The organism is Streptomyces sp. NPDC006997 (genome assembly GCF_040635175.1).
GTDB lineage: Bacteria > Actinomycetota > Actinomycetes > Streptomycetales > Streptomycetaceae > Streptomyces.
On sequence record NZ_JBEYHH010000022.1, the window covers coordinates 1 to 11899 of the forward strand.

General features: G+C 70.8%; 12 protein-coding genes and 1 rRNA gene. 10 read left to right on the forward strand and 3 right to left on the reverse strand.

Features of this window, described 5'->3' with window-relative positions:
* From rrf to ABZ659_RS22260, 9 genes are all read left to right on the forward strand, one after another.
* A 5S ribosomal RNA gene (gene rrf, locus ABZ659_RS22220) occupies positions 1 to 95 on the forward strand; the annotation flags it as partial.
* Between the two features lie 71 nt (positions 96 to 166).
* Entirely contained in the window at positions 167 to 811 is a 645-nt protein-coding gene (locus ABZ659_RS22225) for an HAD family hydrolase (RefSeq protein ID WP_360222730.1), read from the forward strand.
* A gap of 73 nt (positions 812 to 884) precedes the next feature.
* Positions 885 to 2096 (forward strand): MFS transporter, encoded by a 1212-nt coding sequence (locus tag ABZ659_RS22230; RefSeq protein ID WP_360222732.1) that lies wholly within the window; start codon positions 885 to 887, stop codon positions 2094 to 2096.
* A complete protein-coding gene (locus tag ABZ659_RS22235) occupies positions 2065 to 3237 on the forward strand; it encodes an acetoin utilization protein AcuC (RefSeq protein WP_360222735.1) in 1173 nt (390 codons plus the stop codon). The genes ABZ659_RS22230 and ABZ659_RS22235 overlap by 32 nt, the downstream gene beginning before the upstream one ends.
* 374 nt (positions 3238 to 3611) lie before the next feature.
* Positions 3612 to 4427: a phosphatase gene (locus ABZ659_RS22240; RefSeq protein WP_360222738.1), complete on the forward strand. Its 816-nt coding sequence runs from the start codon at positions 3612 to 3614 to the stop codon at positions 4425 to 4427.
* 128 nt (positions 4428 to 4555) lie between these two features.
* Entirely contained in the window at positions 4556 to 4765 is a 210-nt protein-coding gene (locus ABZ659_RS22245; protein WP_360222741.1) for a helix-turn-helix domain-containing protein, read from the forward strand.
* Positions 4766 to 4982: 217 nt separating this feature from the next.
* On the forward strand, positions 4983 to 5081 hold the full coding sequence (locus ABZ659_RS22250) for an AURKAIP1/COX24 domain-containing protein (protein ID WP_003948845.1): 99 nt from the start codon (positions 4983 to 4985) through the stop codon (positions 5079 to 5081).
* Positions 5082 to 5272: 191 nt separating this feature from the next.
* The gene (locus tag ABZ659_RS22255) at positions 5273 to 6331 is read left to right on the forward strand and encodes an NAD-dependent epimerase/dehydratase family protein (RefSeq protein WP_360222743.1); all 1059 of its coding nucleotides are present in this window, start codon (positions 5273 to 5275) and stop codon (positions 6329 to 6331) included.
* 14 nt (positions 6332 to 6345) lie between these two features.
* On the forward strand, positions 6346 to 7452 hold the full coding sequence (locus tag ABZ659_RS22260; protein ID WP_360222746.1) for a lysophospholipid acyltransferase family protein: 1107 nt from the start codon (positions 6346 to 6348) through the stop codon (positions 7450 to 7452).
* A gap of 98 nt (positions 7453 to 7550) precedes the next feature.
* On the opposite strand, the gene ABZ659_RS22265 is transcribed toward ABZ659_RS22260, so the two are convergent.
* From ABZ659_RS22265 to ABZ659_RS22275, 3 genes are all read right to left on the reverse strand, one after another.
* Positions 7551 to 8804: a DUF5667 domain-containing protein gene (locus ABZ659_RS22265; RefSeq protein ID WP_360222749.1), complete on the reverse strand. Its 1254-nt coding sequence runs from the start codon at positions 8802 to 8804 to the stop codon at positions 7551 to 7553.
* A gap of 234 nt (positions 8805 to 9038) precedes the next feature.
* A complete protein-coding gene (locus ABZ659_RS22270) occupies positions 9039 to 9812 on the reverse strand; it encodes an ECF subfamily RNA polymerase sigma factor, BldN family (protein ID WP_360222752.1) in 774 nt (257 codons plus the stop codon).
* Positions 9813 to 10341: 529 nt separating this feature from the next.
* The gene (locus ABZ659_RS22275; protein WP_360222755.1) at positions 10342 to 11244 is read right to left on the reverse strand and encodes an HAD-IB family hydrolase; all 903 of its coding nucleotides are present in this window, start codon (positions 11242 to 11244) and stop codon (positions 10342 to 10344) included.
* Positions 11245 to 11364: 120 nt separating this feature from the next.
* On the opposite strand from ABZ659_RS22275, the gene ABZ659_RS22280 reads away from it, so the two are divergent.
* Positions 11365 to 11679 carry a glutaredoxin family protein gene (locus ABZ659_RS22280; protein WP_360222758.1) on the forward strand — a complete coding sequence of 105 codons (315 nt, stop codon included), beginning with the start codon at positions 11365 to 11367 and terminating at the stop codon, positions 11677 to 11679.
* The last annotated feature ends 220 nt before the right edge of the window (positions 11680 to 11899 follow it).

Below are 11899 nucleotides of genomic sequence, written 5' to 3' on the forward strand. Positions count from 1 at the left end.
AAACGCCCGGTTACATTCCGAACCCGGAAGCTAAGCCTTACAGCGCCGATGGTACTGCAGGGGGGACCCTGTGGGAGAGTAGGACGCCGCCGAACAATTTTTGGGGAAGCCCCGCATCTTCGGATGCGGGGCTTTCTGCGTTTCCGGGTCATTTAGGCTCACGGGTATGCGTTATGACCTGGTCATCTTTGACAACGACGGCGTCCTGGTGGACAGCGAGCCCATCTCCAACCGGCTGCTGGCCGGGTATCTGACCGAGCTGGGGCATCCGACCTCGTACGAGGACTCCCTGCGGGACTACATGGGGTCCGCCATGCACCGGGTTCACGATCTGGTGGAGGAGCGGACCGGGCGGCGGTTGCCGGAGGACTTCGACGACGTCTTCCACGGGCGGGTCTTCGCCGCGTTCGAGCGGGAGTTGAAGCCCGTGGCCGGGGCGGGGGAGGTCCTGGAGAAGCTGGCGGCGGACGGGGTGCCGTACTGCGTGGCCTCGTCGGGGAGTCATGAGCGGATTCGGGTGGGGCACCGGACGACGGGGTTGGACCGGTGGTTCGACGAGGGGCGGATCTTCAGTTCGCAGGACGTGGGCAGGGGGAAGCCCGCGCCTGATCTGTTCCTCTACGCGGCGGAGCGGATGGGGGTTGCTCCGGAGCGGTGTGTGGTCGTGGAGGACAGTCCGCTGGGGGTGCGGGCCGCGGTCGCGGCGGGGATGGACGTCTTCGGGTTCTCGGCCATGACGCCTGCGGAGAAGCTGGCGGGTGCCAACGGGTTCTTCGGGGACATGGGGGAGCTGCTCGATCTGCTGGGGTGAGAGTGAAGGTGAAGCTGAGAAAAATTCAGCTTTGGCGTACCGGTCGGTAGGGACGAGGCTTACGCTCGCCGCCATGACTGATGTGCTGCGGCGCGGTAGGGCCTCGTTGGCGTTCGGCTTCTTCGCCCAGGGCGTGGCGTTCGCGCTGCTGGTGACGCGTATCCCGGCGATCCAGGACCGGTACGGGGTGTCCGACGCGTTGCTGCCCGCCTTCCTGGCCGCCGTACCCGTGCTGGCCGGGGTGGGGAGTGTGGGGACCGAGTGGCTGGTGAGGCGGGTGCGGCCCAGCCGGGTGCTGCGGTGGTCCCAGCCGGTGGTGCTGCTGGCGCTGCTCGGGGTGGGGGCCGGGGAGCGGATGGTCGAGCTCGGGATAGCGCTCGCCGCGTTCGGGTTGGCCGTGGGGGCGTTGGACGCCTCGATGAACATGCTCGGGGTGAGCCTGCAGCGGGCGTACGGGCGCAGCATCATGCTCGGGTTCCATGCCGCGTACAGCCTGGGTGGGATCGTGGGGGCGTCGCTGGCGTGGGTGGGGGCGCACGGGGATCTGGCGTTGGTGGTGTCGTATCTGCCGGTGGTGGTCGTGCTGGTGCCGTTGGCGCTGGTGGGGAGTCGGTGGTACGTCGACGGGGGTGGGGGTGAGGGGGGCGGCTCTGGTGGGGGTGTGGGGGGTCCTGAGGCTGGCGGGGTTGTTGTCTTCCGGGTGTTGTTGCCGCTCTGCCTGGTGATGACCTTTGCCTATATCGGGGACGCGACGGTCTCCAACTGGAGCGCGAAGTACTTGCAGGACGTGTTGGGGAGCAGTGAGCAGCTCGCCACCGTGCCGTACAACGTGTACATGGTGACCACGCTCGTGGGGCGGGCCGTGGGGGACCTCGGGGTGCGGAGGTTCGGGGCCGTGGCCGTCGTACGGGGTGGGGCGGTGGTCGCGGCGGTGGGGTTCGCCGTGGTGGCGGGGGCACCGGGGGCGTGGGTGGGGATGCTCGGGTTCACGTTGCTGGGGCTGGGGCTGTGTGTGGTCGTCCCGCAGACGTTCGCGGCGGCGGGGCGGATGTTCCCCGGTGCCTCGGACGTGGCGGTGGCTCGGTTGAACGTCTTCAACTACGTGGGGTTCCTGGTGGGGTCGCCGTTGGTGGGGGCGTTGGGGGACGCCTGGAGCTATCGGGGGGCGATGCTCGTACCGATGGTGTTGGTGCTGGTGACCGTGGTGTACGCCCGCTCGTTCGAGGCTCGGGTGGACCGATACGGTGGCGGGCATGAGCGGCCGCACACAGTTGATGTGGGATGAGGCAGTAACGGGGTACGACTTCGGTCCGGAGCATCCGATGGATCCGGTTCGGCTGGCGCTGACCTGGAGGCTCGTCGAGGCGTTCGGGCTCGACCGGGAGGTGGAGGTGGTCGCCGCCAAGCCTGCCGGGGAGTCGACGCTTCGGTTGGTGCACCGGGGGGACTACATCGACGCGGTGAAGGCGGCGTCGGTGAATCCGGCGGCGGCGGACGTGTCGTACGGGCTGGGGACGCTGGACGATCCCGCGTTCGCCGGGATGCACGAGGTGTCGGCGTTGATCGCCGGGCAGTCGGTGGGGGCGGCGGAGGCCGTGTGGCGGGGGGACGCGCCGCACGCGGTGAACTTCGCGGGTGGGCTGCACCATGCGATGCCGGGGGGTGCGGCGGGGTTCTGCATCTACAACGACGCGGCGTTGGCGATCGCGCGGCTGTTGGAGCTGGGTGCCGAGCGGGTGGCCTACGTGGATGTCGACGTGCATCACGGGGACGGGGTGCAGGCGGCGTTCTGGGAGGATCCGCGCGTGCTGACGATCTCGTTGCACGAGCATCCTCGGACGTTGTTTCCGCAGACCGGGTGGCCGGAGGAGACCGGGGGCGCGGAGGCGGAGGGGTCGGCGGTGAATGTCGCGTTGCCCGCGGGGACGGGGGACGCGGGCTGGTTGCGGGCGTTCCATGCGGTGGTGCCGGAGCTGGTCGCGGACTTCCGGCCGGACGTGCTGGTGACTCAGCACGGGGCCGATACGCACTTCGAGGATCCGTTGGCGCATCTGGCGGTGTCGTTGGACGCGCAGCGGGCTGTGCAGGTCGCCTGTCATGAGCTGGCGCATGAGTACGCCGGGGGGCGGTGGGTGGCCTTGGGGGGTGGGGGGTACGCGGTGGTGGACGTGGTGCCGCGGTCCTGGACGCATCTGGTGGGGATCGCGGCGGGGCGGGCGGTGGAGCCGGGGGCGGTGATTCCGGAGTCCTGGCGGAGTGAGGTGTTCGCGCGGACTCGGCAGTTGGGGCCGGGGCGGATGACTGATGGGCGGTGGCCTGTGGAGTGGGTGGGGTGGGAGGCGGGGTACGACCCTGCGGATCGGTTGGACCAAGCGGTGGTGGGGGCCCGGCGGGCGGTGTTCCCGTTGCGGGGGTTGTTGGCGTAGCGGTGCGTGTGTGGGTGAGGTGAGTCGGCGCTGGTGGGGTGCGACCTATGGGCGCCACATGTGGGTGTCATCCGTGGGTGTCATCCGTGGGTGTCACCTGTGGGTGCTGGCGCGGGTGGTGGGTCGCGAGGCCCGGCGCCGCGGGGTGCCTCTCCCAAGCCCTTCGAGCAGGGGGGACCCCCAGCGCCCACCCGTGCCGCCCCAGTGGCACGACTGCCCGCAGCTGGGGCGGTTCGCGACTGCCCGGGGCTGAGGTGGCGGCCTGCTCGTAGCTGCGCCCGTTAGTTCGGTGGTGGGTCGGGTGGGTTACGCCGTGTGTGGGGTGTTCCGGGGTTTGGGGGGTGGGGGCGGGGGGTGTGGGTCAGCATCGGGGGATGGTGTTGTGGGGTGAGCTGCGGGGTTATCTGGTGGAGGCCGGGCTCGCGGGGGCGGTAGGGACCCTGCGGGAGCAGAGTCTGCGGAGTTATCGGCTGTTCGCTGCTCGGGACCCTCGGGTGTTGATCGGAATTGATCCACAAGGGGACTGGTGCGAGCGCGAGTTGATTGAGTTGATGGCGGCCAAGTGTGGGGTTTCGGCCGATCCTCGGCACACTTCAGGGCATGATGTGATCGACCCGGAGCGGACGCTGCTCGCGCTGGACGCCTTCGCGGAGCGGTTGGGGGCGGTGGCCCGCAGGCGTGGGGCGGTGCTGTTCGGCACCGGGCATCCCCATCGGCTCCTGGGCTTCTACGCCGACCTCGCAGACGCGATGTCGGCGGCGGGATGTCTTGTCCTCACCCCGATGCAGGGTCACTGTGTCGACATAACGACCCGGTTCGGCCTACGTACGTACAACCTTGATTACGTACGAGGAGTCGCGTTCGTGCGGAGGGCCGGGGTCTCCGGCTCCGGTGGTGAGACCGGCGCGCACAGCCACTCGCCGCTCCCGGTTCGACTCGCGCTGGCCGCGCTCGCGGAGGGCGGCGGCCCCCTCCCGGAGCTGGTGGTCGGTGACCACGGCTGGGTCTGCGGGGCAGGTCAGCTGGGGTTTGCGGCGATGGGCCTGGCGGACACCGACGACCCGGCGCTCTTCGTGGGGGAGGCCGAGGGGTCGGTGTCCGTGGCCGTTCCACTTGATGACGCTGTGCGGTCTGATGACTACCGGCCGCTTACCCGCTACGTACTCAATCGAGCGTGTCTGTCACAGTAGGCCGCCGATGGGTGCACCTCTTCCCCACTCGCATCACCCGCCCCTAGTCTGGGGAGTGAGCACGCAGCGACGAAGCGTCACCGGAAGGGGAAGCCGGTGGCCGTCGAGTGCGGAAGGTCAGGTGTGTCATGGCTGCTGACGAGAGGCCTCTCAGCGAGGTCCAGTTCCTTACCGTGGCGGAGGTCGCCTCGGTGATGCGAGTGTCGAAGATGACCGTGTACCGGCTGGTGCACAGCGGTCATCTGCCCGCGATCCGGGTCGGGAGGTCGTTCCGCGTCCCGGAGAACGCGGTTCACGAGTACCTCCGCGACAGCTACGTGGGGGTGGAAACCGCCTGACGGCGGTCCGTCCCGAGGGTCGACGAGATCCCACGAAGGACCCGTAAGGCCGTAAGGGCCGGAGGGACGCGCTACCGGGCAGTTCGCGGTCCCTCCAGCCCCTTCCGGCGGCCTCGATTACAACCTCAGCGCTCGGGCGGGTTAGGCTAGCCCCTCGTAGGTCGTGTGGGCCCATGGCGCCCAAACACCGAGTGATGAGAAGTGAGCGAGGGTAGTCGTGGGCTCTGTTATCAAGAAGCGGCGCAAGCGGATGGCCAAGAAGAAGCACCGCAAGCTGCTCAAGCGCACGCGCGTTCAGCGTCGTAACAAGAAGTAGGCGACGCCGAGCAGGCGACCGTGTCGCTGTGGCCCCCCATCGAACGCGATGGGGGGCCACGTGCGTCCATCACGCCATCGAAGGCGACGGGGGCCACGTGCGTCATCACAGCGCGACCACGAGCCGCTAAGTTGGCCCGGTAACGGGGAACCCGGCAGCAGAGGGACGGACGCGGAAGGAAGGCGCTGATCTTGGGCAAGGTCGTGCTGGTGACCGGAGTGGCCCGTCCGTTGGGAGGCCGCTTCGTGCGGCGGATCCAGCGCGACCCGCAGGTGCACCGGGTCATCGCCGTCGACGCGGTACCGCCCGAGCACCACCTGGGCGGCGCGGACTTCATCCAGGCCGACATCCGGCAGCCGACCATCGCGCGCGTGCTGGCGGAGACGGGTGTGGACACGGTCGTCCACATGGACGTCACCGCCACCGCCCTGGGCAGCGGCAGCCGGGCGACGGTGAAGGAGACCAACGTCATCGGCACCATGCAACTGCTCGGTGCCTGCCAGAAGTCGCCGACCGTGAAGCGGCTGGTGGTGAAGTCCAGTACGAACGTGTACGGGTCCGCGCCCCGCGACCCGGCCGTGTTCACCGAGACCACCCCGCCCAAGTCGCTGCCCAGCGGAGGCTTCGCCAAGGACACGGTCGAGGTCGAGGGGTATGTGCGGGGCTTCGCGCGGCGGCGGCCGGATGTGGCGGTGTGCGTGCTGCGGTTCGCCAACATCCTCGGGCCGAGCGCCGACTCGCCGCTCGCGGCGTACTTCTCGCTGCCGGTGCTGCCGACCGTCTTCGGTTACGACCCGCGGCTCCAGTTCGTGCACGAGGACGACGTCGTCGAGGTGCTGCGGATCGCCTCGCACGAGCCGGAGCGCGGCACGCTCAACAGCGGCACGTTCAACGTCGCCGGGGACGGGGTGCTGCTGCTGTCGCAGTGCTCGCGGCGGCTCGGCCGTCCCACGGTGCCGTTGCTGCTGCCCGCCGTGACCTGGGCCGGTTCGCTGGTGCGTACGCTGGGGATGACGGACTTCTCACCCGAGCAGATCCGCCTGCTCACCCACGGCCGGGTGGTGGACACGACCCAGATGCGCGAGACGCTGGGCTTCGGGCCGAAGTACACGACCGCGGAGACGTTCGCGGACTTCGCACGCGGCCACGGCCCCGGGCTGCTGCCGCCGGAGGCCCTCGCCCAGGCCGTCGACCGGATCGCGGCGCTGCCTCTCGCGGGCGGCGGCCACCCGACGCAGAGCGCCAACTGAGGAGCGCAGCAACGATGGCGGACGCCAAGGTCATTCCGTTCGACGACGACCGCTCCCGCGGGGGCTCCACGCAGCGGCCGCCGCGACGCCGGGGCGCGGCGGGCCGACGCGGTGGCGGCGAGAGGACGGCCGGGCAGGGCGCCGAGCCGGTCCAGCCGGTCACGCCGCTGCCCGCCGGGGCCGCCGCGCAGGACGACGTCCCGGCGGTCGGCGCGGAAGCCCAGCCCCCGCGGCGGCAGGAGCCGCAGGGGCAGCTGGAGGACGGGGCGCACGGCGCCGGTGGCGGCCTGGAGCGGCGTATCGCGGGTGGCCTCTCCTTCCTGCGTCGCCGTATCACCGGTGACTACGAGGTCGACGACTTCGGCTACGACGCCGAGCTGACCGACCAGGTGCTGATGTCGCTGCTGCGGCCGATGTACGAGAAGTACTTCCGGGTCGAGGTGAAGGGCGTCGAGAACATCCCGTCCGACGGCGGTGCGCTGATCGTCGCCAACCACTCCGGGACGCTGCCGCTGGACGGCCTGATGATGCAGGTCGCCGTGCACGACCACCATCCCGACGGCCGTCATCTGCGGCTCCTCGCCGCGGACCTGGTCTTCGTGCTGCCGGTCATCAACGAACTGGCCCGCAAGCTGGGCCACACCCTCGCCTGCGCGGAGGACGCCGAGCGGCTGCTCGGGCAGGGGGAGCTGGTCGGAGTGATGCCGGAGGGGTTCAAGGGCATCGGGAAGCCGTTCAGCGAGCGGTACAAGCTCCAGCGCTTCGGGCGGGGCGGTTTCGTCTCTACGGCGCTGCGGCAGGGCGCGCCGATCATCCCGTGCTCGATCGTCGGGGCGGAGGAGATCTACCCGATGATCGGCAACGCCAGGACGCTGGCGCGGCTGCTGGGCTTCCCGTACTTCCCGCTGACGCCGACGTTCCCGTGGCTGGGGCCGCTGGGGGCGATGCCGTTGCCGACGAAGTGGACGATCCAGTTCGGCGAGCCCATCGCGACGGACGGCTACCCGCCGGAGGCGGCCGAGGACCCGATGCTGATGTTCAACCTGACCGACCAGGTGCGCGAGCAGATCCAGCACACCCTCTACAAGCTGCTGGTGCAGCGCAGGTCGGTGTTCTTCTGACCGCGGGGCACGGGGGAAACGGCTGGCACGGCTGATACGGCGATGGGGTGCCCTTCCTGCTGAGGGGGGCACCCCATCGCCGTATCACCGTGGGCCGCTCAGCCCGCGTCCTCCGCCTGGATGCCCAGGCCGGGGAGCAGGCCGGGGAGGAGGGGCGGGAGGGTGACGTCGGGTTCGCTGGTCGGGAACTTGCTCTCGGACGGGGAGGCGCTGCCGGTGTCGTCCTGTGGGGGTTCCAGCAGGCCGCCGGTGCCGCCGCCGAGCAGGCCGTCGCCCTCGGTGCCGGAGCTGGCGGAGCGGCTCGGGTCGCCGTCGCCGGGTCGGCTGCCGTCGGTGGTGTCGCCGCCGGTGTCGCTGCCCGTGCGGGGGGCGGCGGAGCGGTCGGCGTCGGGGCGGCCGGGGGCGGACGGGCCGGAGCCGGTGCGGTCGCCGTTCTTCCCGTTGCCGCCGCTGCCCCGGGTGGGGGGCTGGGGGAGCAGGGCCTGGAGCGGGGCGACGTCCTCGTCTATGGCGTCGAAGACCGACGACACCTGCTCGCTGACGTCGCCGAGCTGGGCGGGCAGTCGTTCGCGGAGGGCGCCCCAGGTGTCGCGGTGGGAGCGGGAGAAGGCGGAGAGGGCCTGCATGGGGCCGATGGAGTCCGGGTCGCGCTGGTACGCCGAGGTGAGGAGGCGGTGGCCCTCGGAGGCGTCGTGGCCCATGCCGGACAGGGCGCGGCGGATCTCGCCGACGGACTCGTGGTCGAGGTGGCCGCCCCGGCCGCGCTCCATCAGCCGACGGGCCTCGTTGAGCCGGGTGGAGGCCAGGTCGAGGTAGGCCTGGCCGCGCTCGCGGTCGCCGTCCGCCAGTCCCAGCTTGAAATCCTCTATGCCGCGCTTGAGGCCGTAGAGGGAGTCGCCGGGGAGGGCGTCGGAGCTGGCGGCGGCGACCCCGCCGAAGGCGCCCGCGGCGACGCCGACGCTGAGCCCGCCCGCCGTGAGGCCCTTGGCGAGCCGGGTGCGCGGCCGCAACTTGCCGAGCGGGGTCGCGCGGTGGGCGCCGCGACCCCGCGCGCGTTGCTCCGGTACCGGTGAGTCCGTTGCCCCGCCGCCCGCGGTGCCCTCCCGGAGCATGGCCTCCATCGCGGCCACCAGCTGGGCCCGCTGGACGACCTTGACCTCGGGGTCCATCGTCGGTTTGGGTAGCTCGCCGAGGCCCGTGGCGAGGGCCAGCAGACGGCCCTGTCCAGTCTGTTCCGCGGCAGCCGGAGCCGAACCCTCGGACTGCTCGGCCGCCGTGCCCGGCTCGGACTGCTCCTCCAGGGCCTGGGCGAAGGCGTTCGCCCGCCGGTGCGCCGATACGTTCGCGATCACTGGCGGCACCTCCTCTCGTCATGACGGTCGACTCCCCAGGGGGTCCTGAGGGTTGCACGCCCCGCGCCGGACCACACGATCGAGCGATCGGAGTCGGCCAGGGAGTGACCACAGGGAGCCTGCATCCCGCACAACGAGCGGCGCGGCACTTGGGTTACGGACGGCGGATGATCCGACCGCGAAGCCAACGGGTGCTCACTGAGAGCGAGTTGAGGACCGCGGAGCGTACGCGTCTCAGCGCGCGTCGTCCGGGAGGAGCCGGGCGAGGGTGCGTACGGCGCGGTACTGGAGGGTCTTGATGGCGCCCTCGTTCTTGCCCATCACGCGTGCCGTCTCGGCGACGGAGAGACCTTGGAGGAAACGGAGCGTGACGCATTCCTGCTGTTGGGGGTTGAGACGGCGTACGGCGTCGAGGAGGGCGGCGTTGGAGAGGGACTCCAGGACGGAGTCCTCCGGGGAGCGCTCGACCTCGTTGGCGTCGAGCATCTCGCCGGTGGTGACCTCCAGCCGGAAGCGGCTGGACTTGAAGTGGTCGGCGACGAGGTTGCGGGCGATGGTGACCAGCCAGGCGCCGAAGTCGCGGCCCTGCCAGGTGAAGGTGCCGATCCTCCGGAGCGCGCGCAGAAAGGTCTCGCTGGTGAGGTCCTCGGCGGTGGCCTTGCCGCCGACGCGGTAGTAGATGTAGCGGTAGACGGTGTCGCTGTACTGGTCGTAGAGGCGGCCGAACGCCTCGGCCTCGCCCGCCTGGGCGCGCTCCACGAGGTCCATCATCCGGGCGCTGTCGCTGTCGGCGGCCGGTCGGCGTGCGGTGGCCGGCGCGCCGGACGAACGGCCTCGTCTGCCGACCGCGGCGCTGCCGTCGGCCAGTGCGTAGCACGGGCCGAGCGGTGCGGCGGTGGCGAAGGCGGGGACGGCGTACGCGGTGGGGACGAAGCCGCGCAACAGGTCCAGGACCGTTGCGCGCAGCGTAGCCAGGCCCGAGGCGTCAACCCCGACGTGTGGGTACACGGGACTCCCAGAGGCAGAGCTTCCATCACGTGCAGTGCGGGACCTTTCACCCGTCGTAGCGACGGTGGGGTACCGGATTGCGTCTGAGGAGAATAACGCTTCGTACAGGTGCTGCTACACCCGGTTGCTCAAATCATCGATTACGTCGCTTCTGTAACCGAATGACGGTCTATCAAGTGGCTTTGTGTGAACGATTGTTGATCGGTTGGGTGCGGATTCCGGCCCGGTACGGGGCGTGTTGTGGCGGTGTCCAGCCAAGGTGACTGGTCGGGGGGTTGGGTGGGTACGCGATGCGGATTGGGCGTGTTTGTTCGGTGGCGGGACGGGGGCGGGGCGGGTTGGCGCCGCCTGGCGGGGTGCGGCGGCGCTGCTGCGCGCGCGGGGATGGGCGTCAGCCGCCGTACGGCGGGAGGGGACGTGTCGGGGGGTGTCCGCCCGCGGTGGTCCGCGCGGAGAACGCCGTACACGCGCGGTTCCGAGGACGGACGCCCGCAGGCGTGGACGAGGTGGTCCCGCCCCGGTGGGACGGCTAGCGGCGGCGGCGGTGGAGGGCGATGGCCGCCGCGGTGCCGCCCGCTACCGCGCCGACGCCCGCCGCGGCGGGGATGCCGACCTTGGCGGCCTTGCGTCCGGTGCGGTAGTCGCGGAGGCGCCAGTCCTGCTCGCGGGCGTGGCGGCGCAGCTTGCCGTCGGGGTTGATGGCGTAGGGGTGCCCGACCAGCGACAGCATCGGGATGTCGTTGTGCGAGTCGCTGTACGCCGCGCAGCGGGAGAGGTCCAGCCCCTCCGCGACGGCCAGCGCGCGCACCGCCTCCGCCTTCGCCGGGCCGTGCAGCGGTTCGCCCACCAGCTTGCCCGTGTAGACGCCGTCCACCGACTCCGCGACCGTGCCCAGCGCCCCGGTCAGCCCCAGCCGACGGGCGATCACGCGCGCGATCTCCACCGGCGCGGCCGTGACCAGCCACACCTTCTGCCCCGCGTCCAGGTGCGCCTGCGCCAGCGCCCGGGTGCCGGGCCAGATGCGCTCGGCCATGTACTCGTCGTAGATCTCCTCGCCGATCGACATCAGCTCGGAGACCCGGTGGCCCTGGACGATGGACAGGGCCGAGTCGCGGGCTTCCTGCATGTGTTCCGGGTCCTCGACGCCCGCCAGCCTGAACCACGCCTGCTGCCAGGCGAACCGGGCCAGTTCGCGGGTCTCGAAGAACTTCCGCTTGTACAGGCCCCGGCCGAAGTGGAACAGCGCGGCGCCCTGCATCACGGTGTTGTCCAGGTCGAAGAACGCGGCTGCCCGGTCGTCGCCGAGGACCGGGAACGCCGGTTCCTCCTCGGGGACCGACTTGCGCGCGGCCTCCGCCGAGGCCTCGCCTGCCAACACGCTCCGCGCCGTGGCGGAGCGCCTACGGGGGGTGAGCCATCCGAGAGCGGCCATGTCCGTGAGCATAGCCAGTCTGTTCGGTGGTTCCGGAGTCGAGAGGTTGGGGCGGTGTGAACTCTCCGCGACCTCATCGTTAAGGTCGACGGCTTAACCAGGGGCGCGCGCGGCGCGAGAATGGCCCGTATGAGTCCCCTCTTCCGCCGTACGGCCGCTGCCGCACCACGCGACGCCGCCGAGCCACGCGACCCGCAGGAACGTCTCGTCACCCTCGTCCGCAAGCCCGGCTGCCATCTCTGCGACGACGCCCGGGCCGTGGTCGAGACGGTGTGCGGCGAGCTGGGCGTGCCCTGGGAGGAGAAGGACATCACCCGGGACCAGCGGCTGCACGACGCGTACTGGGAGCAGATCCCCGTCGTCCTCGTCGACGGTGAGCAGCACACCTTCTGGCGGGTGGACGCGGAGCGCCTGCGCCGGGCGCTGGTCCGGTAGGCCCGGCCTCCGGTGGGGTCCGACGGGCCTGCAGCGGACCCCGGTGGACCTCTAGCCGACCAGGGAGAGTGGAGTGTGTGTTCGGTCGTGACCCGTGTCACGTTGGGCGGGCAAATCGGACACCATCTTTGTGCACGCGTTCACAAAGACATAGCCTGCTTTCGACGGGGCGGTCCGGGGACATATGGCCGCCCACAGCCCCGCTCTACCCGCAGGAGCA

Excerpts from the sequence above, each read along its gene's own strand:
- ABZ659_RS22225 (WP_360222730.1), top strand. The coding sequence starts at position 167 with ATGCGTTATGACCTGGTCATCTTTGACAACGACGGCGTCCTGGTGGAC.
- ABZ659_RS22230 (WP_360222732.1), top strand. The coding sequence starts at position 885 with ATGACTGATGTGCTGCGGCGCGGTAGGGCCTCGTTGGCGTTCGGCTTC.
- ABZ659_RS22240 (WP_360222738.1), top strand. The coding sequence starts at position 3,612 with ATGGTGTTGTGGGGTGAGCTGCGGGGTTATCTGGTGGAGGCCGGGCTC.
- ABZ659_RS22260 (WP_360222746.1), top strand. The coding sequence starts at position 6,346 with ATGGCGGACGCCAAGGTCATTCCGTTCGACGACGACCGCTCCCGCGGG.
- ABZ659_RS22275 (WP_360222755.1), bottom strand. The coding sequence starts at position 11,244 with ATGGCCGCTCTCGGATGGCTCACCCCCCGTAGGCGCTCCGCCACGGCG.
- ABZ659_RS22235 (WP_360222735.1), top strand. The coding sequence starts at position 2,065 with ATGAGCGGCCGCACACAGTTGATGTGGGATGAGGCAGTAACGGGGTAC.
- ABZ659_RS22280 (WP_360222758.1), top strand. The coding sequence starts at position 11,365 with ATGGCCCGTATGAGTCCCCTCTTCCGCCGTACGGCCGCTGCCGCACCA.
- ABZ659_RS22245 (WP_360222741.1), top strand. The coding sequence starts at position 4,556 with ATGGCTGCTGACGAGAGGCCTCTCAGCGAGGTCCAGTTCCTTACCGTG.